The 21418-nt window shown below is 68.8% G+C and carries 22 protein-coding genes; 18 read left to right on the top strand and 4 right to left on the bottom strand.

Annotated elements, in window-relative coordinates; genetic code table 11:
• From GYB83_RS20010 to octT, 5 genes are read left to right on the top strand one after another with little or no spacing between them, the layout of a single operon-like run.
• Complete coding sequence (locus tag GYB83_RS20010) at positions 1-1416, top strand: vWA domain-containing protein (RefSeq protein ID WP_161897061.1); 1416 nt, start codon at positions 1-3, stop codon at positions 1414-1416.
• Between the two features lie 33 nt (positions 1417-1449).
• Positions 1450-2103, top strand: coding sequence for a nicotinate-nucleotide adenylyltransferase (gene nadD / locus GYB83_RS20005; RefSeq protein ID WP_161897060.1), 654 nt, complete (start codon positions 1450-1452; stop codon positions 2101-2103).
• Complete coding sequence (gene rsfS, locus GYB83_RS20000) at positions 2100-2516, top strand: ribosome silencing factor (protein WP_161897059.1); 417 nt, start codon at positions 2100-2102, stop codon at positions 2514-2516. Before nadD ends, rsfS begins: the two co-directional genes overlap by 4 nt.
• On the top strand, positions 2513-3229 hold the full coding sequence (locus GYB83_RS19995) for a histidine phosphatase family protein (protein ID WP_161897058.1): 717 nt from the start codon (positions 2513-2515) through the stop codon (positions 3227-3229). Before rsfS ends, GYB83_RS19995 begins: the two co-directional genes overlap by 4 nt.
• Positions 3230-3246: 17 nt before the next feature.
• On the top strand, positions 3247-3957 hold the full coding sequence (gene octT / locus GYB83_RS19990) for a diglucosylglycerate octanoyltransferase (RefSeq protein WP_161897057.1): 711 nt from the start codon (positions 3247-3249) through the stop codon (positions 3955-3957).
• Here octT and GYB83_RS19985 read toward each other — a convergent pair.
• Positions 3938-5152 carry an FAD-dependent monooxygenase gene (locus GYB83_RS19985; RefSeq protein ID WP_161897056.1) on the bottom strand — a complete coding sequence of 405 codons (1215 nt, stop codon included), beginning with the start codon at positions 5150-5152 and terminating at the stop codon, positions 3938-3940. The genes octT and GYB83_RS19985 overlap by 20 nt on opposite strands.
• 96 nt (positions 5153-5248) lie before the next feature.
• Here GYB83_RS19985 and GYB83_RS19980 point away from each other — a divergent pair, with 96 nt between their 5' ends.
• The 5 genes from GYB83_RS19980 to holA all read left to right on the top strand — a co-directional run bounded on the left by GYB83_RS19980 (position 5249) and on the right by holA (position 10476).
• Positions 5249-6118 (top strand): TetR/AcrR family transcriptional regulator C-terminal domain-containing protein, encoded by an 870-nt coding sequence (locus tag GYB83_RS19980; RefSeq protein WP_161897055.1) that lies wholly within the window; start codon positions 5249-5251, stop codon positions 6116-6118.
• Between the two features lie 33 nt (positions 6119-6151).
• Complete coding sequence (locus tag GYB83_RS19975; protein WP_161897054.1) at positions 6152-7003, top strand: DegV family protein; 852 nt, start codon at positions 6152-6154, stop codon at positions 7001-7003.
• A gap of 98 nt (positions 7004-7101) precedes the next feature.
• Entirely contained in the window at positions 7102-8034 is a 933-nt protein-coding gene (locus tag GYB83_RS19970) for a helix-hairpin-helix domain-containing protein (protein ID WP_161897053.1), read from the top strand.
• Positions 8034-9548: a ComEC/Rec2 family competence protein gene (locus GYB83_RS19965; RefSeq protein WP_161897052.1), complete on the top strand. Its 1515-nt coding sequence runs from the start codon at positions 8034-8036 to the stop codon at positions 9546-9548. Before GYB83_RS19970 ends, GYB83_RS19965 begins: the two co-directional genes overlap by 1 nt.
• Positions 9517-10476: a DNA polymerase III subunit delta gene (holA, locus tag GYB83_RS19960; protein ID WP_161897051.1), complete on the top strand. Its 960-nt coding sequence runs from the start codon at positions 9517-9519 to the stop codon at positions 10474-10476. Before GYB83_RS19965 ends, holA begins: the two co-directional genes overlap by 32 nt.
• Before the next feature lie 156 nt (positions 10477-10632).
• On the opposite strand, the gene rpsT is transcribed toward holA, so the two are convergent.
• Complete coding sequence (gene rpsT, locus GYB83_RS19955; protein ID WP_161897050.1) at positions 10633-10893, bottom strand: 30S ribosomal protein S20; 261 nt, start codon at positions 10891-10893, stop codon at positions 10633-10635.
• 182 nt (positions 10894-11075) lie between these two features.
• Here rpsT and GYB83_RS19950 point away from each other — a divergent pair, with 182 nt between their 5' ends.
• A complete protein-coding gene (locus GYB83_RS19950; protein ID WP_161897049.1) occupies positions 11076-12164 on the top strand; it encodes a sulfotransferase in 1089 nt (362 codons plus the stop codon).
• Between the two features lie 49 nt (positions 12165-12213).
• On the opposite strand, the gene GYB83_RS19945 is transcribed toward GYB83_RS19950, so the two are convergent.
• Both GYB83_RS19945 and GYB83_RS19940 read right to left on the bottom strand, forming a co-directional pair.
• Positions 12214-12636 carry a type II toxin-antitoxin system PemK/MazF family toxin gene (locus GYB83_RS19945; RefSeq protein WP_161897048.1) on the bottom strand — a complete coding sequence of 141 codons (423 nt, stop codon included), beginning with the start codon at positions 12634-12636 and terminating at the stop codon, positions 12214-12216.
• Positions 12603-13262: an alpha/beta hydrolase family protein gene (locus tag GYB83_RS19940; protein ID WP_161897047.1), complete on the bottom strand. Its 660-nt coding sequence runs from the start codon at positions 13260-13262 to the stop codon at positions 12603-12605. The genes GYB83_RS19945 and GYB83_RS19940 overlap by 34 nt, the downstream gene beginning before the upstream one ends.
• A 35-nt stretch (positions 13263-13297) precedes the next feature.
• Between GYB83_RS19940 and GYB83_RS19935 the strand changes: the two genes are divergently transcribed.
• The 7 genes from GYB83_RS19935 to cysW all read left to right on the top strand — a co-directional run bounded on the left by GYB83_RS19935 (position 13298) and on the right by cysW (position 21418).
• Positions 13298-14068, top strand: coding sequence for a DUF3592 domain-containing protein (locus GYB83_RS19935; protein ID WP_161897046.1), 771 nt, complete (start codon positions 13298-13300; stop codon positions 14066-14068).
• A gap of 116 nt (positions 14069-14184) precedes the next feature.
• Complete coding sequence (lepA, locus tag GYB83_RS19930) at positions 14185-16029, top strand: translation elongation factor 4 (RefSeq protein WP_161897620.1); 1845 nt, start codon at positions 14185-14187, stop codon at positions 16027-16029.
• A gap of 49 nt (positions 16030-16078) precedes the next feature.
• The gene (locus GYB83_RS19925) at positions 16079-18118 is read left to right on the top strand and encodes a M3 family metallopeptidase (RefSeq protein ID WP_161897045.1); all 2040 of its coding nucleotides are present in this window, start codon (positions 16079-16081) and stop codon (positions 18116-18118) included.
• Positions 18119-18174: 56 nt separating this feature from the next.
• Complete coding sequence (locus GYB83_RS19920; protein ID WP_161897044.1) at positions 18175-18375, top strand: hypothetical protein; 201 nt, start codon at positions 18175-18177, stop codon at positions 18373-18375.
• 324 nt (positions 18376-18699) lie between these two features.
• Positions 18700-19716 carry a sulfate ABC transporter substrate-binding protein gene (locus tag GYB83_RS19915; protein ID WP_228461779.1) on the top strand — a complete coding sequence of 339 codons (1017 nt, stop codon included), beginning with the start codon at positions 18700-18702 and terminating at the stop codon, positions 19714-19716.
• Positions 19713-20552, top strand: a complete 840-nt coding sequence (cysT, locus tag GYB83_RS19910; RefSeq protein ID WP_371865263.1) for a sulfate ABC transporter permease subunit CysT — start codon at positions 19713-19715, stop codon at positions 20550-20552. Before GYB83_RS19915 ends, cysT begins: the two co-directional genes overlap by 4 nt.
• Positions 20549-21418: a sulfate ABC transporter permease subunit CysW gene (cysW, locus tag GYB83_RS19905; RefSeq protein WP_161897042.1), complete on the top strand. Its 870-nt coding sequence runs from the start codon at positions 20549-20551 to the stop codon at positions 21416-21418. The genes cysT and cysW overlap by 4 nt, the downstream gene beginning before the upstream one ends.

Raw genomic sequence — 21418 nt, 5'->3', positions numbered from 1 at the left:
GTGCGCAGTGGCGCCGGAGTCGAGAAGGTCGTCGACACGCTCACCGGTTTCGTGGAGGACCTGCGGGGCCGGGGGATCACCGTCGGCCCGTCGAACCTGATCGACGCCGGACAGGCGATGACGGTGCTCGACCTGCTCGATCGCGAGGCGCTGCGGGAAGGGCTGGCGGCGACGATCCTGTCCGATCATCTGCATCGCGACACGTTCGACAGGTGCTTCGAACTGTGGTTCCCGCTCGGCAACGAGGCACGGGTGGCCAGCACCGTGATCAAGCGCGACGCCGACGGCGAAGTGGACGTCGACGCGATCCGGGAACTCGTCACGCAGACCCTCGCCGATCCCGAAGCGATGGCCGACGGCCGGTTCGACCAGATGGTGGCGCTGATCGTCGCCGAGATGGGGCGGTACGAGTCGGCGCAGGGCGAGTCGTACTCGGTGTACCAGGCGATGTCGGTGATCTCCCCGCAGACGCTGATCGCACGGATCGCCGCGGCGATGGCCGGCGGCCAGGGGAGAGACGGGGAACGTCCCGGCACCGACCCGCTCAACCGCCAGGCCGCACGCGATGCGACCGCACGTCTGCGCCAGGCCGTGGAGACGGAGACGCAGCGTCGGATGGCACAGGTGCGCGGGCGTGACGCCGTCGCCCAGTACGCGGTTCCGAAGCTGCCGGAGAACATCGACTTCTTCTCGGCGAATCCGCAGGACATGATCAAGATGCGTCGCACTATCGACCCGATCGCGCGGCTCCTGGCGTCCAAACTCGAGTTCCGTCGTCGTCGGAACAAGCACGCGGCCGTCGACGTGCGAGCCACGCTGCGCGCGTCGATGTCGACCGGCGGCGTGCCGATCGACCTGCGTCGCCGCAAGCCGCGGCCGGGGAAGCCCGAGCTGATCGTGATCTGCGACGTGTCCGGTTCGGTGTCCGGGTTCAGCCAGTTCACGTTGCAACTGGTCTACGCGTTGCGTCAGCAGTTCTCCAACGTGCGGGTGTTCGCGTTCGTCGACACGGTCGACGAGGTGACCGACTTCTTCGCGCGCGGCAACGACGACGCGCAGTTCGGCGAACGCATGACGACGATGCTCACGCAGGCGCAGATCAGCCTGCGCGACGGCCACTCCGACTACGGGCACATGCTGAAGGGGTTCGCCGACCTCTACCTCGACTCGTTGACGCATCGCAGCGCACTGTTGATCCTCGGCGACGCCCGCAACAACTTCCGGCCGACGCACGTCGACTCGCTGTCGAAGATCCGCGACAAGGTCCGCAACGCGTACTGGCTGAACCCGGAACGCAAGGAGCACTGGGACTCGGGCGACTCGGCGGCTTCGGCGTACGGCGACGCGATCGACATGTTCGAGTGCCGCAACGTCGATCAACTCGGCAAGGTGATCGCCGACCTGCTGCCGGTGTAACCCGACTGACGCCGACGCGTAATGTCAGGACACATGTCACCCGGCACCGCGAAGCCGCGCCGCATCGGCGTGATGGGCGGAACCTTCGATCCCATCCACAACGGGCACCTCGTCGCGGCGAGCGAGGTGGCGCATCGCTTCAAGCTCGACGGAGTGATCTTCGTGCCCACCGGGCGGCCGTGGCAGAAGGAGGGCGAGCACGCGGCGGACCCGTCGCGGCACGTCAGCCCGGCCGAGCACAGGTACCTGATGACCGTGATCGCGACGGCCTCGAATCCGCAGTTCACGGTGAGCCGTGTGGACATCGAACGGGCCGGCGTCACCTACACGGTCGACACCCTGCGCGACCTGAGGCGGGCGTATCCGGGTGACGACCTGTTCTTCATCACCGGTGCCGATGCCCTCGAAACGATTCTGAACTGGCATGATTGGGAGGACTTGTTCGAGCTCGCGCGCTTCATCGGAGTGTCGCGGCCCGGATACGAACTCAATGCCACCCATCTGACCGAGCATCTGGCGTCCAAGCCCGCCGACGCGCTCCAGCTGATCGAGATCCCCGCCCTGGCGATCTCGTCGACGGACTGCCGGGCGCGAGCGGGCGCTGGACGTCCCGTCTGGTACCTCGTGCCCGACGGCGTCGTCCAGTACATCAACAAGCACGGTCTGTACCGAAAGGAATCCCAGTGAGCGTCTCCGCCGAGTCCCTCGAGATGACGACGATCGCCGCACACGCCGCGGTCGAGCGACTCGCGACCAACGTGGCCGCGATCGACGTGTCCGAGCATCTCGTCATCACCGACGTGTTCCTGATCTGCTCGGCCGACAACGAGCGCCAGGTGAACTCGATCGTCGAAGAGATCGAGGACAAGCTCCGCGAAGGCGGTCACCAGCCGTTGCGTCGCGAAGGCACCCGTGAGGGACGCTGGGCGCTGCTCGACTACGGCGACATCGTCGTCCACGTGCAGCACGACGACGAGCGCGACTTCTACGGCCTCGAACGCCTCTGGAAGGACTGCCCGCTCCTGGACATCGAGGGCGTGGAGCCCGCGACGCGACCCGAGGGCGACACGGACGACGACGCCGTCATCCCCGCGGAATGATCGGCGAACCGGATCCGGGGGACTCCAGCGTCGAACGGTTGACGCCGGTCGTCCGGCGGTTGATCCTGCTCCGGCACGGACAGACCCTGTACAACGCGACGCAGCGGATGCAGGGCCAGCTCGACACAGACCTCTCCGACGTCGGCGTCGAGCAGGCGAGGGTCGCCGGGCGAGCGATCGCGACGCGGTCGCCGCTGGTGATCCTGTCGTCTGATCTGCGTCGCGCGCACGAGACGGCACGGGCCATCGGCGCGGTGACCGGTCAGGACGTGGCGACCGACGTGCGCCTGCGCGAGACTCATCTCGGCGACTGGCAGGGCATGACTCACCACGAGGTCGACGCCGAGATGCCGGGTGCGCGTCGGGTCTGGCGCGACGATTCGACGTGGACGCCCCCGAACGGCGAGAGTCGCGTGCAGGTGGCGCAGCGCATGCTCCCGGTCGTCGACGAACTCGTCGCGGGCCTCGACGACTGGGGACGCGGCGACGTCGCCGACGCTCCCGTCGTCCTCGTCGCGCACGGTGGCTGCATCGCCGCGCTGACCGCGGGCCTGCTCGGACTGCCCGTGGCGAACTGGCCGGTGTTCGGGGGACTCGCCAACACCAGCTGGGTGCAGCTGTCCGGCCATTCGGCGAGCGACGACGAAGCGCCGGTGTGGCGTCTGGACGTGTGGAACGCGTCGGCCGAATCGGCCGACCTGGGCGTTCAATAGAAAGGTTTGTGACCTCCGTGGGTTCGATCATGGTGCTGGGCGACTCGCTGTCGTACTACGACGAGACGGGCGGTCTGCCGTCCGACGATCCGAGGATCTGGCCGAACCTCGTCGGCGAGCAGGTGGGACGCGAGGTGGACCTGTTCGCCCGCATCGGCTGGACGAGCCGCGACGTGTGGTGGGCGATCACGCAGGATCCGCGGATCTGGGCGGCGCTGCCGAAGGCCGACGTCTTGGTACTCGCGTTCGGCGGCATGGACTCGCTGCCGTCGCCGCTGCCGACCGCGCTGCGCGAGCAGATCCGCTACCTGCGGCCCGCTCGTCTGCGCCAGGTGGTGCGCGACGGCTACTCGTGGCTGCAGCCCCGGCTGTCGCCGCTCGGTTGGCCGATGGCCCTGCCCGTCGCGGTCACGGTCGACTACTTCGAGAAGATCCGCGGAGCCGTCGCGCATCTGCGTCCCGACCTGCCGATCGTGGTGTGCCTGCCGTCCACGCACGACAGCCCGTACTACGGTCACGCGCATCCCGGACGGGTTCCGTTGACGTCGGCGATCGGGCGGTGGGCGCACGAGCACGGCATCGCGACCACCACCGGCTTCTACGAGGTCACCTCGGCGGCGTACGACGATCCGGACGCAGTCATGAACCCCGACGGGATCCACTGGAGTGTCGACGCGCACGCCGCGATCGCGGACGCCGTCGCCCCCGTCATACGCGCGGCGTTGTAGCGGCGGGCCGGTAGTCGGGAAGGTCGATCCCGTCGGCCTTGGCGAACTGCGGGGCGAGCAGGTTCCGCATCGGCCACCGGTTCATCGACCGGTACGTCCAGCGTCCGAGGACGACGGCGAGTCGGCTCGACGGCGCGTATCCGGATGCGCCGCCGGGCGGCAGTTGTCGGCAGCGGTCGATGAACGGGCGCATCACGGTCTCGTAGCCGGCCAGGGCGGTGTCGAGGTCGTCGGCCCGTTCGATCTCGCCCGCGAGCACGTACGCGCCCACCAGCGCCAGAGTGGTGCCGAGACCGGTCAGCGGGGTGGGGCAGTACCCGGCGTCGCCGACGAGGGCGACGCGGTCGCGGGCGAACGAGTCCATGCGCACGGCGGCGAGGTCCGCGTACGCCCAGTCGTCGGCGTCCCGCATCTGCTCCAGTAGCTGCGGCGCCACCCATCCGACCTCGGCGAACGCGTCGTCGAACATGTCCCACTGCGCGGCGCGGTCACGCAGGGGAGTCTCGTCGGTTCCGCGGATCGCGAGGGACGCCTTGACGGTGCCGTCGACCCGCGACGGGCGGCAGGAGACGACGCGTCCGCCGACGTGGTTGTGCATGAGGTACCAGTCGTCGAGCGGTTGGTCGATGGTGGCCGTGAACCACGCGTAGCGGAGTCCGATCGGGTCGAGGTACGCCTCGTCGGGGCCGAAGCAGGCCCGTCGGACAGCGGAGTTGAGTCCGTCGGCGCCCACCACGAGATCGAAGCGGCGGTCGTCGGTCTTCTCGAACGAGACGTCGACGTGATCGCGGGCCCGCTCGACGGCGGTCACGGTGTCGTCCCAGATCCATTCGACGGAGGACGGGACCGCGCCGACGATGCTCTCGGCGAGGTCGCCGCGAAGGATCTCGTGGGTGGACACGATGCCGTTGCCGTCGAACGCCTCGACGGACAGCTCGCTGAAGTGACGTCCACGGGTGTCGACTGTCGCGACGCCGCGCTGGTGCAGGAGCTTGGCGTCGGTCACCGCGGTCAATCCCATGCGGTCGACGACGGTCCGCCCCGCGCCGCGGAGGTCGACGGTCTGGCCGCCGGTGCGGAGGGCAGGCGCTCGTTCGACGACGGTGACGGTGTGGCCGAGGCGGGCGAGGAGGAGTGCGGTGGCGGGTCTCGCGATCGACGCGCCGCTGACGAGGACGTTCAATGACTTGTTCATAGTGCGAACGTACGCCGTACATGGTGCTCTGCGATACGGTGTTCACGTGGGTATTCCGCAAAAGTGCACTAGTGCGCTCCTGGGTGGGCGTCGCCGATGACCCGAGCCGAACAGATCGCCGACATCCTGCGTGGGCGCATCGCGACCGGCAGGCTGGGACCGGGAGACGCCGTTCCGTCGACCCGGGCGATCATGCGCGACCACAACGTCGCGATGGCGACCGCCAGCCGCGTGCTCGTGCTGCTGCAGGACGACGGGCTAATCGAGTCCACGCCGGGGCGGGGAAGCGTCGTCCGGGCCGCCGACGGCGTCGGCTCCGCAGTCCTCACCCGTGACCGCGTCATCGCGACGGCGATGTCGATCGCCGACGCCGAGGGGCTGGGCGCGGTGTCGATGCGCCGTCTCGCGTCGACACTCGACATCCCGACGATGGCGCTGTACCGCTACGTGCCGAGCCGTGAGGAGCTCGAACTGGCGATGCTCGACAGCGTCATGGGCGAGGTCGACCTGCGGCCACAGACCGGCGACTGGCGCGTCGATCTGCACGGATCGTGCATGGCGATGTGGCGGTCGATGGTCGCGCATCCGTGGTTCGCCGGGGCCCTGTCGATGACGAGGCCCGCATCCATGCCGAACGCGATGCCGCTCGCGGAGCGGATGCTCGGATGCCTGCACGCCGCCGGGCTCGATCCGGTGCAGGCGTTCACCGACTATCTCTGCCTGCTCAACCTCATCCGCGGGCTCGGCTCGACGCTCGAACCCGAGCTCGCCGACCGCGCGGAGACGGGGCTGGACAACGACGAGTGGATGGACGCCAGGGTGGGCGAGCTCCGCCGGATCGCACCGGAGTCGACCCACCCGAACATGGCTCGGATCATGGAGGTCGGCTACCCGTACGACGTGGACGTCCTCCTCGAGTCCGGGTTGCGAAGGTTTCTCGACGGAATCCAGACGCGCCTGGTGTGATCGACGCCCGAGGGCACCCGCTAACCTATGGGGGTGCCTGTCGTCATCGTCACCGATTCATCGTCGCGGTTGCCCGCGTCACTGATGAGCACGTTCGGGATACTGCAGGTCCCGCTCCACGTGACCCTCGCCGACGGAACCGAGTACCTCGAAGGCGTCGACGACATCCCGCCGGACGTCGTGTCGACCCCCGGCGTCACGACGTCGGGCGCGAGCCTCGCCGATCTGCGCCGGGCCTACGAGCAGGCGCTCGAGCTCAGCGACGGCGACGGCGTCGTGGCCGTCCACATGTCTCGCAGGCTCTCGGGGACGTGGAGCGCCGCCCGACTGGCATCCGACGCACTCGACGGCGCGGTCCGGGTCGTCGACTCCCGATCGGTCGGCGTGTCACTCGGACTCACGACGATGGCCGCGGTGCAGGCGTCACAGGCGGGCGCCGCCCGCGACGACGTGTACGAGGCCGCCGTTCGCGCGGGCGCGACCGCGGAGTCGCTGCTGTGTGTGCAGAACCTCGACAACCTCCGCAGCAGCGGACGACTCAGCGCGACCGGTCACATCCTGGGCTCGGCCCTGTCGATCAAGCCGATCCTGCACATGGCCGACGGCGTCCTCGCGCTGCGCGAGCGTCACCGGACCATGACGAAGGCGATCGCGAAGATGGTCGACACCGTCGTCGAGCTCGCGGCGGGCGAATCGGTGACCGTCGGAGTGCAGCACTGCCAGAACCCCGGCCTGGCGTCGGAAGTGCTCGACTCCGTCGTCGCGCGTCTCGAGGACGTGCCTTCTACGCTGACCGTCGACCTGGGCCAAGTCCTCGGCACCCACGTCGGTCCCGGCGCGGTCGGTGTCGCCATCGCGCACGGACTCGAACCTATCGAGTTCTGACGCCCCACCGCTGTGGACAACGTCCGGCGCTGCCCGGAATTGTCCACAACGTCGCCAGGGCGGGCTGACGGCCCGTTTCTGGACCTACCGTTGCGGTCATGGGGATGGATGTGCGGGCGGGCAGAAGCCGCGAGGCCGGATCGGATCGACTGGCGCGTTTGATGCGTCCGCCGGAGCCACCCGGGGAGCCGGACGACGAGCCGGACGACGACGGCGCGGTCGAACGCTGGGGCGTCACCGCGATGCCCGACTGGCTCGACTCCGGCGCCGGGCGGCGGCGCTGGTCGCAGCGCGAGTCGGCGTCGTTCGAATGCCTGGACGACGACCTCGACCGCGCGCACGGGCACACCGACGAGGAGGACGACGACGACTGGGTCGCCCCACGCAACCGATGGACGATGCTGCCGCGCGCGGCGATCGGCCTGGTGCTCGTCGGACTCGTCGGATGCGGCGTCGCGGGATACTCCCTGCTGCGCGCCAACGAACCCGTCGCGCCGCTCGTGGCGTTCGACGAACCGGTGCGGTCGGGCGTCCCGTCGGGGACGACACCGCCCCCGACGGACCCGACGCCGACGGAGGTGGTCGTGAGCGTTGTCGGAATGGTCGTCCGACCGGGACTGATCCGGCTGCCCGCCGGATCGCGGGTCGCCGACGCCGTCGAGCGAGCCGGGGGTGCGCGCGAGGGCGCCGACCTGCTGTCGTTGAACCTCGCCCAGGTGGTCAACGACGGCGATCAGGTCCTCGTCGGCCGCGGCGGCGGTGATCAGGTCCGCAGCGCCGTCGTCGGTTCGGGAGGTGCGACGAGCACGGGGTCGGACCGGCCGCACAGCGACGGCGCTCCGGTGAATCTGAACACGGCGACGCCGGAACAACTCGACGAACTGCCGGGAGTCGGCCCGGTGACGGCGCAGGCGATCGTCGCGTGGCGGGACGCTCACGGCGGATTCGGGTCCGTCGACCAGTTGGCCGAGGTCGACGGGATCGGTCCGGGCCGTCTCGCCAAGCTCCGGCCGCTCGTCACCGTCGGCTGATGGCCGACCTGCGGCTCGCCGCACCCGCCGCGGGCTGCTGGCTCACCACCGCCGTCGCGTTGCTCGCGCCGGTACCGGTGACCGTCGCGGTGGTCGTCTCGCTCGCGGCGGCCGCGACCGCGGTCGTGCGCCGGGCGAGGCGCGGTGCGGCCGTCGCCGTGACGGTGGCCGCGGTCTGCGGGGTGTCGGTCACGGCCGGGGTGATCGTGCTGTTGCGGATCGCGGCCGTCGACGCGTCACCGATCCGAATCGCGGGCGGGAAACCGGTCGTCGAGGTGGTCGTCACCGGCGACCCGGTCGGATCGGCGGCCGGACGACGCATCACGGTGCCCGTGCGGGTGGACCGACTCGCCGAGCGCCGCATCCGGCCGGTCGCGGCCCTGCTGTCGCTCGACGCAGACATCGGCGACCTGCTTCCGGGCGAACGTCTGACGGCGCGGGTGAAAGCGCGGTCGGCCGCGGCCCCCGGTCGCGACCGGCTGATCGCCGCCCGACTCAGTGCGATCGGGGACGTCAGACGAACCGCGGACGCGCCGTGGTGGCAGCGGTCGGCGGGCCACGTGCGTCTACGACTGCGCGAACTCGCGGCTCGGGCACTGGGCGGACGCCAGGGCGGACTGCTGCCCGGGCTGGTCCTCGGTGACACCGGCGGCCTCGATCAGCAGACGACGGAGACGTTCCGCGCCGCCGGACTGTCGCATCTGGTGGCGGTCTCCGGGTCGAATCTGGTGCTGACCGTCGGCGCGGTGATCTTCGGCGTGCGCGCGTGCGGGGCGTCGCCGCGGACGGTGTTCGCAACGGGAGTCGTCGCGGTGGTCGGGTTCGTCATCCTCGTACGCCCGACGGACAGCGTGCTGCGGGCGGCGATCATGGGATCGGTCGGCCTCGCCGCGGGTCTGGCGTCGCGTCGCTCGCAGGCGCTGCCGGCGCTCGGGGCCGCGGTGATCGTCGTCCTGCTGTGGTGGCCGCAGATGGCGTTGGCTCCGGGCTTCGCGCTGTCGGTCGCGGCGACGCTCGGACTCGTGCTGTGGTCGGCTCCCATCCGGTTCGCGCTGCTCGACCGCGGAGTCGGCGACTGGCTCGCGTCGGTGACCGCGATGACCCTGGCCGCGCAGATCCTGACCACGCCGATCGTCATCGCCACGACCGGGCGCGTCAGCGTGTTCGCGGTGCTCGCGAACCTGCTCGTCGCACCGGTGATCCCGCTCATCGGGGTCGCGGGGACCGCGGCTGCGGTGATCGGAGCCGTCGGACCGAGGCACGGTCCCGCGCAGGTGCCCGCGGAGCTCCTCGTCCGAGCGACCGGGCCGCCGGTGCGATGGCTGCTCGGCGTCGCGGATCGACTCGGCGGGCCGGGATGGGTCGCTCCGGAGGTCCCGGGGCCGCTCGCGGCGTCGGTGCTCGTCGCGGTCGGGGGAGCGATCGGGGTGCGGCTGGCCCTGCGCCGGGCGGCCGACGGCGGCGGTCTGGAAGGATGGACGCGTGAGCGACCGCCTGTTCCTCCTCCTCGGTGACGACGACTTCCTGACCGGTCGAGTGATCTCCCGGATCACCGCCGAGCGTCGACGCGAGGCGGGCGTCGACGTCCCGGTCACCCGAGTCAGGGCCGGGGAGGTCACCGCGCCCGAGCTCGCCGAACTCCTCAGTCCGTCATTGTTCGCCGACGAGCGGATCGTGGTGATCGAGGCGGCCGACGCGGCGGGCAAGGAACCGGCGGGATTGATCTCGGCGACGGCGACCTCGATCCCGGAGGGCATCACGATGGTCGTCATTCACTCCGGCGGCGGACGCCAGAAGTCGATGGTCGGACTGCTGCAGAAGGCCGGTGCGCAGGAGTTCGCGTGTGTCGCGCCGAAGTGGCCCAACGAGCGAGTCGACTTCGTCCGGTCGGAGTTCCGTGAGATCGGTGTCAGGGTGAGCGCGGAGGTGGTGGAACTCGTCACCGACATGGTCGGATCCGATCTGCGCGAACTGTCCGCCGCGGTCCACCAACTCGCTGCGGACACCGGCGGCAAGGTCGACGCCGATGCGGTCCGCACCTACTACACGGGGCGCGCCGAGGTCACCGGCTTCGAAGTGGCGGACAAGGCCGTCACCGGCGACGTGGCCGGCGCCATGGAGTCCCTCGCATGGGCCGTGCACCGGGGGACGGCACGCGTGCTGCTGGCCGACGCGCTGGCGGAAGCCGTGTTCGGGATCGCCCGAGTCCGATCGATGGGCGGAGCGGACAAGTTCACCGTCGCGTCCGAGCTGGGCATGCCGCCGGGCCGTGTCGGAAAGATCCAGGCCCAGGCCCGCGCGTGGGACTCGGAGTCGATCGGCGCGGCGATGCTCATCGTCGCGCAGCTCAACGGCGACGTGAAGGGGCAGGCCGCCGACATGGACTACGCCCTCGAGCATGCGGTCTCGGCTGTCGCACAGCTCCGCCCCCGGCGCCGCTGACCTAGCCACGCTCCCGAGCGGAGCCCTGCCTCCCGAGCGGAGTCGAGGGGACACGAAAACCCCGATGGTCGCGTGGACACCACCGGGGTTCTCGTCGAACTGTTCAGATATGGGTGCGGACATGCCGTCCGCATGCGGGGCGACCCCCGCGACGCGTCAGAGCTTGTTGACGGCGAGAGCCATGGCCGACTTCTTGTTGGCGGCCTGGTTCTTGTGGATGACACCCTTGGTGACAGCCTTGTCGAGCTGCTGGCTGGTGCTGACGAGCAGCTCCGCCGACTTGTCCTTGTCGCCCGAGGCGACGGTCTCGCGGAAGTTGCGGATCGCGGTGCGCAGGGCCGACTTGATCGACTGGTTGCGCTGACGGCGTGCTTCGTTGGTCTTGTTCCGCTTGATCTGCGACTTGATGTTTGCCACGCGATTATCCTTCTCGTCGTAACTCCGCGACCGGGTCGGTCGTGCGTTTTCTGGTTTCGGGCAGCACTCCGCGACCACCTGTCGGTCGGCGTTGAGCGCAACAGCAGACGACTTTACCAGCGGGACGGTGAGCGCCCAAATCGTCGGGTGTCCGAATGGACTGATAGTACCGTCAAGGGATCATGTCAACAGTTTTCATCCACGTGGGTCTGCCCAAAACCGGCACCACGTATCTGCAGGGCAGACTCTGGCGCAACCGCGATCACGCGATGGCCCAAGGCCTCCTGTATCCGGGACGGCGCATCGACGACCACTTCCACGCTGCCGCGCACCTACAGCCCGAGCGGTACCTCGACTGGGCGGCTCCCGAACACGCAGGGGCCTGGCCTGCCATGATCGCCCAGATGCGGTCGTGGACCGGGCGGTCGGTGGTCTCCCACGAATTGTTCGCGAACGCGGGACCCGAGCACGTCAGGCGTCTCGTCGACGACCTGTCGTTCGCCAACGTGCACGTGATCCTGACCGTCCGCGACCTCGGGCGTCAGGTCCCGTCGGTGTGGCAGGAGAACGTGAAGAACCAACGTCGGGCGACGCTCGACGAGTTCGTCGACTCGATCGACTCGGACGACGGCGAGGAACCGTTCTGGGAGTTCCAGGACTACGTCCGCATCGCGGCGGACTGGGCATCCGTGGTCGGGCCCGATCACGTCCACGTCGTCACGGTGCCTGCCAAGGGGGCGTCGACGCCGGGCGACGGGCTGTGGGAGCGATTCCTCGCGGTGCTCTCCGTCGACCCGGCCGCGCTGCCGGCTCGGGCCGCGGGCGACAACAGCTCGCTGTCGGCCGCCCAAACCGAGTTCCTGCGGAATCTCAACACCCGCCTGCAGCCCGACGACGTCGCCTGGCACCGCTACGAGCGGCTCGTCAAGAACGTGCTGATCAGCGAAGTGATGCTCGCGATCGACGGCGGTGAGCCGATCGGGCTCGGTCCGGACCAGCAGGAATGGGCGGTGAGCCGGTCCAAGCGGATGGTCGACGCCCTTCTGGAGGGCGGCTATCGGGTGTACGGCGGTCTCGACGACCTGTTGGTGACCGTCGGCGACGACGCGGCGGTGCCCGTCACCCGTGACGAGGCGTTCGAGTCCGCGCTCGACGCGATCGCCCAGTGGGTGAAGACGTCGGAGATCGTCGATCCGCCGATCAGGTTCAAGACCAGGGTCGGAAACGTGGTCCGAGCGGTCCGTCGTCGCGCGCTCGCCCTCAAGCGTTGACAACGTTGGTGACGTTTTCCGGGCCCGCACCCGAAAACGTCACCAACGTTCAGCGCCAGCCGAAGCGCGAGCGGAGCGTGTCCGCCACGACCTCGAACCGGTCGGGTTCGCAGACCGACCCCTCGCGTCGGATGCCCCGCTCGGCCACCGGCAGCACCCGATCGAGACGGACGAAGCTCTCGCGGCGATCGGCGTCCCACGATCCGCTCCCGATGGACAGCCAGTCGGGATCGTCGCGGTGGTAGTCCTTGCTGGACAACATGAGGCCGAGGAGGTGATCGCCGTCGCGCCCGACCACCAGGACCGGGCGGTCCTTGCCCTGCGCTGGGTCCTCCTCGAACGGCACCCACGTCCACACGATCTCGCCTGGATCGGCGGCTCCGTCGAGATCGGGCGCGTAGACGACGGTCCGCGCGTAGTCGGCGGTCGGTCGCCCGGTCACCGAGCGCCCTCGATCGCGGGCAGCAGCCATTCGTCGACGGCGGCGGCCGTCGCCTCGCCGACTCCACTGCGATCCGGTTTGAGGCTGTGGTCGGCCTTGTCGATCTCGAGCAACCGGACGGGGCTGCCGATCAGGGCGATGGCCTCGGCGAACTCGTCGGACGTGCCGAAGACGTCGCTGCGACCGTGGACGATCAGGGTGGGCACAGCGATCAGCGGCAGGTGCTCCGTCCTGGCCTTCTCCGGTCTGCCCGGTGGATGCAACGGATACGACGTCAGCAACAGCCCGTCGCACACCGACGGATCCTCGGCGGCGACCATCGACGCCTGTCGTCCCCCGTACGACTGCCCGCCGATGATCAGCGGACCGTCGAACCGTCCCCCGATGGCGTCGACCGCCGCACGGATCCCGTCGCGGTCGGCTCCCGAGCGGGCCGGTGACGGAGGGCCTTTCGGGCGCTGCTGTCGGTAGGGGAGGTCGATTCGCGCGACCGCGAGTCCCGTCGAGACCAGTGCGTCGGTGAGTACCCGGAGAAGCGCCGACGAGCGGTCGCTGCCCGCGCCGTGCGCCAGGATCACCGTTCCACGAGGCTCGCCGGGTGCGATGATGTCTGCGCGGACGCCGTCCGCGTCGATCTCCGACGTCGTGTGCTCCATGCGCCCGAGCCTATCGCCGACCGAGAGGAAGCGCCGTGGACTACTCTCCCGCCGACCCGATGGTCGATCACGACAAACAGGCCGCGCTCGTTCAGGCGCGCAAGCTGGGCGCGCACGGGATCGTCGGAATCGTGTTCACCGCGGTCGGGCTCCCGATGCTGATCGCGGGGCTGGTGTGGGGCGGGTTCGTGATGTCGTCGCTCGTCGGGTCGGAGACGACGCAGGGCACGGTGATCGGGCGGATCGCGCACGGTTCCGACCAGAGCATCGGTGAGTCGAGCAACCGCACCTATGTGATCACGGTGAGGTACACCGTCGACGGGCACGACTACGAGTACACGCCGTCGGGCGGGCAGAGTCCGGCGCCGTCCGTCGGCGACACGGTGACCGTCCACTATCGAGCGGACGACCCGTCGGACGCGATCCTCGGCGGGACGGCGGGCATCGTCGAATGGGTGGGGCCGGGCGTGTTGACGTTGCTCGGCGTCGTGTTCGGTGCGCTCGGCGTCGGCTTCTGGATCTGGCGGGTCCGCACGCGGCGCCGCGACATCGCCGTCATCGAGACGGGCGACCGGTTGACCGCGGTCGTCGAGGCCGTGCGGTCGTCGGTGAGCACCGACTCCGAGGGATCGGTGCGGACGGTGTGGACGCTCGTCGCGCGGTACGACGATCCGATGACGGGTCGGGTCCACCGCTTCACGCACGCGTACAGCGGAGTGCCGTCGGTGACTCCTCCGGAAGGCGATCGGATCGTGGTGTTCGTCGATCCCGCCGACCGCGAGAAGTACGTCGTCGCGGTTCCGTGATCGCACGGCGAATCGCAGCACGGGGCGCAGTCGTGGGAGACTGGTGTGAACCCTGTCGTCGGCTGCTCACGCAGTGACCGAACCCGGGCCGACGATCATGCCAAGGAGCAGTAGAGATTTCCACGTTCGCTGATACGACGTTCACCGATCCCGCGAAGATCCGCAACTTCTGCATCATCGCGCACATCGACCACGGCAAGTCGACGCTCGCCGACCGGATGCTGCAGCTCACGGGCGTGGTCGAGGAGCGCGCGATGCGCGCCCAGTACCTCGACCGCATGGACATCGAGCGCGAACGCGGCATCACGATCAAGGCGCAGAACGTCCGTCTCCCGTGGAACAAGGACGGCGAGGACTACGTCCTGCACCTGATCGACACGCCCGGGCACGTCGACTTCACGTACGAGGTGTCGCGTGCGCTCGAAGCGTGTGAGGGCGCGGTCCTGCTGGTCGACGCGGCACAGGGCATCGAGGCGCAGACGCTCGCGAACCTGTATCTCGCGATGGACAACGATCTGACGATCATCCCGGTCCTCAACAAGATCGATCTGCCCGCGGCCGATCCGGACCGCTACGCGGCGGAGATCGCGCACATCATCGGCTGCGAACCCGACGACGTGCTGCGGGTCTCGGGCAAGACTGGCGAGGGTGTCGGCGCGTTGATCGACGAGGTCATCCGTCAGGTGCCCGCCCCGGTCGGCGACCCGGACGCCCCGGCTCGGGCCATGATCTTCGACTCCGTGTACGACACGTACCGCGGTGTCGTCACCTACGTCCGCGTGGTGGACGGCAAGATCGTCCCGCGCGAGAAGATCGCGATGATGTCGACCGGAGCCCAGCACGAACTGCTCGAGGTCGGTATCGTCTCGCCGGAGCCGAAGGCCAGCAAGGGGCTCGGCGTCGGCGAGGTGGGCTATCTGATCACCGGTGTGAAGGACGTGCGCCAATCGAAGGTCGGCGACACCGTCACCAGTGCGCGCAAGGGCGCGACGGAGGCTCTCACCGGCTACCGTGAACCGCGGCCGATGGTGTACTCGGGCCTGTACCCGGTGGACGGCTCGGACTACCCGGTGCTGCGCGAGGCGCTCGAGAAACTGCAGCTCAACGACGCCGCTCTCACGTTCGAACCGGAGACCTCGGTGGCCCTCGGGTTCGGCTTCCGCTGCGGCTTCCTCGGTCTGCTGCACATGGAGATCACCCGTGAGCGCCTCGAGCGCGAGTTCGATCTGAATCTCATCTCGACGGCGCCCAACGTGGTCTACCGGGTGGTGATGGACGACGGAAGCGAGCAGGTCGTCACCAACCCGTCCGACTGGCCGCAGGGCAAGACCCGCAACATCTACGAGCCGATCGTGAAGACGACGGTCATCGCGCCGAGCGAGTTCATCGGTTCGATCATGGAGCTGTGCCAGTCGCGGCGCGGTGAGCTCGGCGGGATGGACTACCTGTCGGAGACGCGCGTCGAGATGCGCTACACGTTGCCGATGGCGGAGATCATCTTCGACTTCTTCGACGCCCTCAAGTCGCGCACGCGCGGCTACGCCAGCCTCGACTACGAGGAGGCGGGCGAGCAGGAGGCCGACCTCGTGAAGGTCGACATCCTGCTGCAGGGCGAGGCCGTCGACGCGTTCAGTGCGATCGTCCACAAGGATTCGGCGTACGGCTACGGCAACAAGATGACGAACAAGCTCAAGGAGCTGATTCCGCGTCAGCAGTTCGAGGTGCCGATCCAGGCCGCGATCGGTTCCAAGGTCATCGCCCGCGAGAACATCCGCGCCATCCGCAAGGACGTCCTCGCCAAGTGCTACGGCGGCGACATCAGCCGTAAGCGCAAGCTCCTCGAGAAGCAGAAGGAGGGCAAGAAGCGCATGAAGACCATCGGTCGCGTCGAGGTCCCCCAGGAGGCGTTCGTCGCCGCGCTCTCGACCGACGAGGCGGGCGACAAGCCGAAGGGCAAGTAGAGCCGCGGCCCTCATTCGTCCTCTGCGGCGCTGTGGCACGCTGGTCGGCATGTCCAACGCTTCGATGAACCCGGTCCTGGCCGACTCGGACCTCCCGTACGGGTTGCCGGATTTCGCGGCGATCTCCGACGACGACTTCCTGCCGGCGTACGACGTCGCGCTCGCCGCACATCTCGCGGAGGTCGAGGCGATCGCGTCGAACGCGGAGGCTGCGACGTTCGCGAACACGATCGAGGCCCTGGAGGACTCGGGGCGCGCGTTGGCGCGAGCGAACGGGATCTTCTTCAACCTCGAGGGACCGGACAGCAATCCGCAGCGAGCACAGATCGCGCAGACGCTGGCTGTTCGCCTCACCGAGCACGGCAACGCCATCGCGATGAATCCCGAACTGTTCGCCCGGATCGAGACGGTGCATGCGGCCCGGGAGACGTCCGGACTCACCGGGCCGCAGCGCAGGCTCGTCGAACAGCGCCACCGTGACGCGGTGCGGGCCGGTGCCGCACTCGACGGAGACGGGCAGGCTCGGATGCGCGAGTGGTCGTCACGCCTGGCGACGCTCACCACCGATTTCGGGCAGCGTCTGCTCGACGACACGAACGCCTCGGCGGTGCTGTTCGACGACGTCGCCGAGCTCGCCGGACTGTCGGACGGGGAGATCGCCGCGGCCCGACGCGCCGCGGCGGCGGCCGGGCACGAGGCGGGCTGGCTGATCGCGCTGGAACTCCCGACGAGCCAGGGGAGCGTCGCGAAGCTGACGTCGCCGACCACCCGGCGCCGGGTGTTCGACGCGTCGGTGAACCGCTGTGCACGCGGAGGCGAGCACGACACCCGGGACATGATCCGCGAGATCGTCGAACTGCGCGCCCGTCGCGCACGACTGCTCGGGTACGACACTCATGCGGACTACACGATCGCCGAGGAGACCGCACCAGACGCGCAGACCGTCGCCGAGCTGCTTCGGGACCTCGGGACGGCGGCCATGACGGCGGGTGCCGCGGAGCTCGACCGGATCGCAGGCGGCCGCCGCCTCGACCCGTGGGACGTCACCTACGCGCTCGCCGCCGACCAGCGGGCGTCCGGCGGTGAGGTGGACATCGATGACTTCGAGCAGTACTGCGAACTGGAGGCGGTCCTGGAGGACGGTGTCTTCGCGGCAGCCGAGGCGCTGTACGGCCTGACCATGACACCGCGGCCGGATCTGCGCGGCTATCACCCCGACGTGCGGGTGTGGGAGGTCGCCAGGGACGGGGAGGGCGTCGGACTGTTCCTCGGCGACTTCTACGCACGCCCGTCCAAGCGGGGCGGAGCCTGGATGAACAACATCGTCGACCAGTCCCGCACGTTGGGGACGTCGCCGATCATCGTCAACGTGTCGAACCTGACCAAACCCGAGCCCGGCGAGAAGTGCCTGCTCACGCTCGACCAGTTGATCACCGTGTTCCACGAGTTCGGCCACGCGATCCACGGGCTGCTGTCCGACGTCGACTACGTGTCGCAGTCGGGGACGTCGGTGCCGCGCGACTTCGTCGAGTTCCCCTCTCAGGTCAACGAGATGTGGGCGCTGCACCCGGACGTCGTCTCGCGGTACGCGCGACACCATCGGACCGGCGAACCCGCACCCGCGGGCCTCGTCGACGCCGTGCTCGCGGCGACGGCGACCGAGACTGCGCATTCGACGATCGAATACCTCGCCGCCGCGGCCCTCGACCTCGCGTGGCATCGCCTCGGTCCCGACGAGATCCCGACCGACATCCTGGCATTCGAGGCGCGGGCGCTGGCCGACGCCGGGCTGGCGTCAGCGCAGATCCCGCCGCGCTACCGCAGCACCTACTTCAATCACGTGTTCGGCGGCGGCTACTCGTCGGCGTACTACTCGTACATCTGGTCCGAGGTGCTCGACGCCGAGACGCAGCAGTGGTTCCTGGCAGGCGGCGGCCTCGACCGCGAGCTGGGGCGCGCGTTCGCCGACGCGGTCCTGTCGAAGGGCGACAGCGTCGACCCGGTGCGGGCGCACGCCGCGATGCTCGGACGTGCAGCCCAGATCACACCACTCCTCACGCGTCGAGGGCTGGTCAGCGCGGGCGAGTAGAGTTCACGAGGGGCCCGGCCGGGTCCTCAGGCGACGAGACGAGGTGACCTGCGCGCGTGGACGGTCTGCTGTCATGGTGGGACTCGGTGGAGGAGTGGCTCACGGGCCTTCCGTTCGTTCCGCAGCTCATCGTGACGCTGCTGGTGGTCATTCCGCTCGCCACGCTCATCGCGGTCGCCGTCAACTTCCTCGTCCGAAAGCTCGTCGCGCTCCTGGCCCGTCGGGACGTGGGCGACGATCACGGATTGGGTATCTGAACTCATGTTTCGTTCCAAAGTGACGCTCGCGCTCGTCGCCCTCCTGATCCTGGTGATCCTCGCCTGGTTCCTCATGCGCTGACTTTCAATCAGTGTGAACGAAAAACCGTGAACGGGCGTCGTCGGCCCCGATCGGCCGGATAACCGCAGTTCACGCGGAACCGCGTCGCCAAGCACACCCATCGGTGCTGGTCACGATGTTCGGCGCACGGCGAATCCAGACGTTGAGCTGACCGTCCGAACGCGGCTATGTTTCACCTCGTGAAAACGGAGAAGACCTATCGGCGCGTGCGGCGTCCGCGCCGGATCATCGGCTGCCTGGCTATGGCCGCAGCACTCGTCGGATCGGTGGCCGCGTGCGGCGGCGGGTCCACCGACAAGCCCGGGGGCGTCGACATCTCGTCGGGCTCGCGGCACCTCAACCTCGTCGCGTACGCGACTCCGAAGACCGGCTTCGACAAGCTGATCCCGGCGTTCCGAAAGACCGAGGTCGGCAGCGACATCGGCTTCTCGCAGTCGTACGGCGCGTCCGGCGACCAGTCGCGCAAGGTGGCGCGCGGCCTGCCGACCGACGTCGTCAACTTCTCGGTCGCTCCGGACGTGACGCGTCTGGTCAAGGCCGGACTCGTCGACGAGGACTGGGAGTCGCAGGAGCCGAACAAGTCGGTGCCGTTCGGCTCGGTGGTCGCGCTCGTCGTCCGACAGGGCAACCCGAAGAACGTCCACTCGTGGGACGACCTGCTCAAGCCCGGCATCGAGGTCGTCACCCCGAACCCGGGCAGCTCGGGGTCGGCCAAGTGGAACCTCCTGGCGCCGTACGCCGCGAAGAGCGACGGCGGGAAGAACCCGGAGGCCGGCCTGGCGTACGTCACCGATCTCGTGCGCGATCACGTCAAGGTGCTGCCGAAGTCGGGCCGCGAGGCGACCACCGCGTTCGAGAAGGGCCAGGGCGACGTCCTGATCAGCTACGAGAACGAAGCGATCATGCTCAAGCGGAAGAACGGCGAAGCCGAACCGAACGAGCGCGTCGATTACATCGTGCCGTCGGAGACGTTCCGCATCGACAATCCGGTCGCCGTCGTCAACACCAGCGACGACATCGACGCGGCGCGCGCGTTCGTGAAGTTCCTGTTCACGCCGGACGCCCAGCGGCTGTGGGCGCAGGCGGGCTTCCGGCCCGTCGACGACGGCGTCAAGGCGGAGACCGCGTCGTTGTTCCCCGGCGACATCAGCAAACTGTGGACCATCAAGGACTTGGGCGGCTGGAAGGCCGTCGACAAGCAACTGTTCGGATCCGAAGGTGAGATCACCGCGATCTACAAGAAGGAGGCGGGCAGTTGAGCACCGACACCATCGCCTCGCCCACGACCGCGCTCGGACGCGGTCGGCGCGCGGGCACCGGCCTCACGGTCGGCGTCGCGGGCCTGTGGCTGAGCATCATCGTCCTGCTGCCGTTGGCGGCCATCGCCGCGCAGTCGTTCGACGACGGGTTCGGCGGCTTCTGGGACGCGATCACCGACTCCGCGGCGCTCGACACCCTCGGCATCACGATCTTCGTGTCGCTGGTGGTGTCGATCGTCAACGTCGTGTTCGGCACGATCATCGCGTGGGTCCTCGTCCGCGACGACTTCCCCGGCAAGGGCTTCGTCAATGCGATCATCGACCTGCCGTTCGCTCTGCCGACGATCGTCGCCAGCCTCGTCCTGCTGTCGCTGTACGGACCGAACAGCCCGGTCGGCATCCACCTGTCGGCGACGCAGCCTGCGGTGATCATCGCGCTCACGTTCGTGACGCTGCCGTTCGTCGTCCGCCAGGTGCAGCCGGTCCTCATGGAACTGGACACCAGCGTGGAGGAGGCGGCGGCGGTCCTCGGCGCCAACAACCGAACCATCTGGGTCAAGATCGTCCTGCCCGCCCTGCTCCCGTCCATTCTCACCGGCGCGGGTCTGGCCTTCACCAGGGCCATCGGCGAGTTCGGCTCGGTGGTCCTGATCGGCGGGAACATCCCGGGCAAGACGCAGGTCGCCTCGCAGTACATCCAGCAGCAGATCGAGGTCGACGAGCCGGTCAACGCCGCGGCCGTGTCGGTGGCGTTGCTCGTCATCGCGTTCTTGGTGCTGTTCATCCTGCGCGTCGTCTCGCGCATCCAGACGTCGCGAGAGGGCTCGGAAGAATGATCGTGTCGAAATGGACGCGGCTCGGCCTGCGCAGTGTCGCCCTCGTCTACCTGTTCGTACTGCTGCTCGTCCCCGTCGGACTCATCTTCTGGCGGTCGTTCGAGCACGGCTTCGGCCAGTTCTGGGACTGGATCACAACGCCGGCCGCGATCTCCGCGCTGCAGTTGTCATTGCTCATCGTGGTGATAGTCGTCCCGCTCAACGTGATATTCGGCGTGGTCACCGCGCTCGCCCTGGCCCGTGGACGCTTCCGCGGCAAGGGCGTGCTGCAGGCCGTCGTCGACCTCCCGTTCGCGGTCTCCCCGGTGGTCGTCGGCGTCGCGCTGATCGCCCTGTGGGGCGTCGACGGCTGGTTCGGCGGGATCGAATCGCTCGGGTTCCGGATCATCTTCGGGCTGCCCGGCATGGTGTTGGCGACGATCTTCGTCACGCTGCCGTTCGTCGTCCGCGAGGTGGAGCCGGTGCTCCGCGAGATCGGCACCGAGCAGGAGGAGGCGGCGTCCACCCTCGGAGCGACCGGCTGGCAGACCTTCTGGCGGATCACGCTCCCCGCGATACGCTGGGGCCTCACCTACGGTGTGGTGCTTACGGTCGCCCGAGCCCTCGGCGAGTACGGCGCCGTCACCATGGTGTCGTCGAACTTCCCGGGTGTCTCGCAGACGCTCACGCTGCTCGTCCACTCCCGTTACACCGACGACTACAACGAGTTCGGGGCCTACGCGGCCGCGACGTTGCTGATGCTTGTCGCCATCGTCGTCCTCGTCGTCATGACCATCGTCGAACGACGCGTCCAGGGCCGTGTGGCCGATGCGAGCGCGACCGTCGTCGATTCCGATGCCAACAACCAAGCGCAGGAGAAGATCTGA

Origin of the sequence: Gordonia spumicola, assembly GCF_009932475.1 — a bacterium.
In the GTDB taxonomy this organism is placed as follows: Bacteria; Actinomycetota; Actinomycetes; order Mycobacteriales; family Mycobacteriaceae; genus Gordonia; species Gordonia spumicola.
Note: the sequence above shows the minus strand (reverse complement) of the source record. Positions and strands in the feature narration are given on the sequence as shown.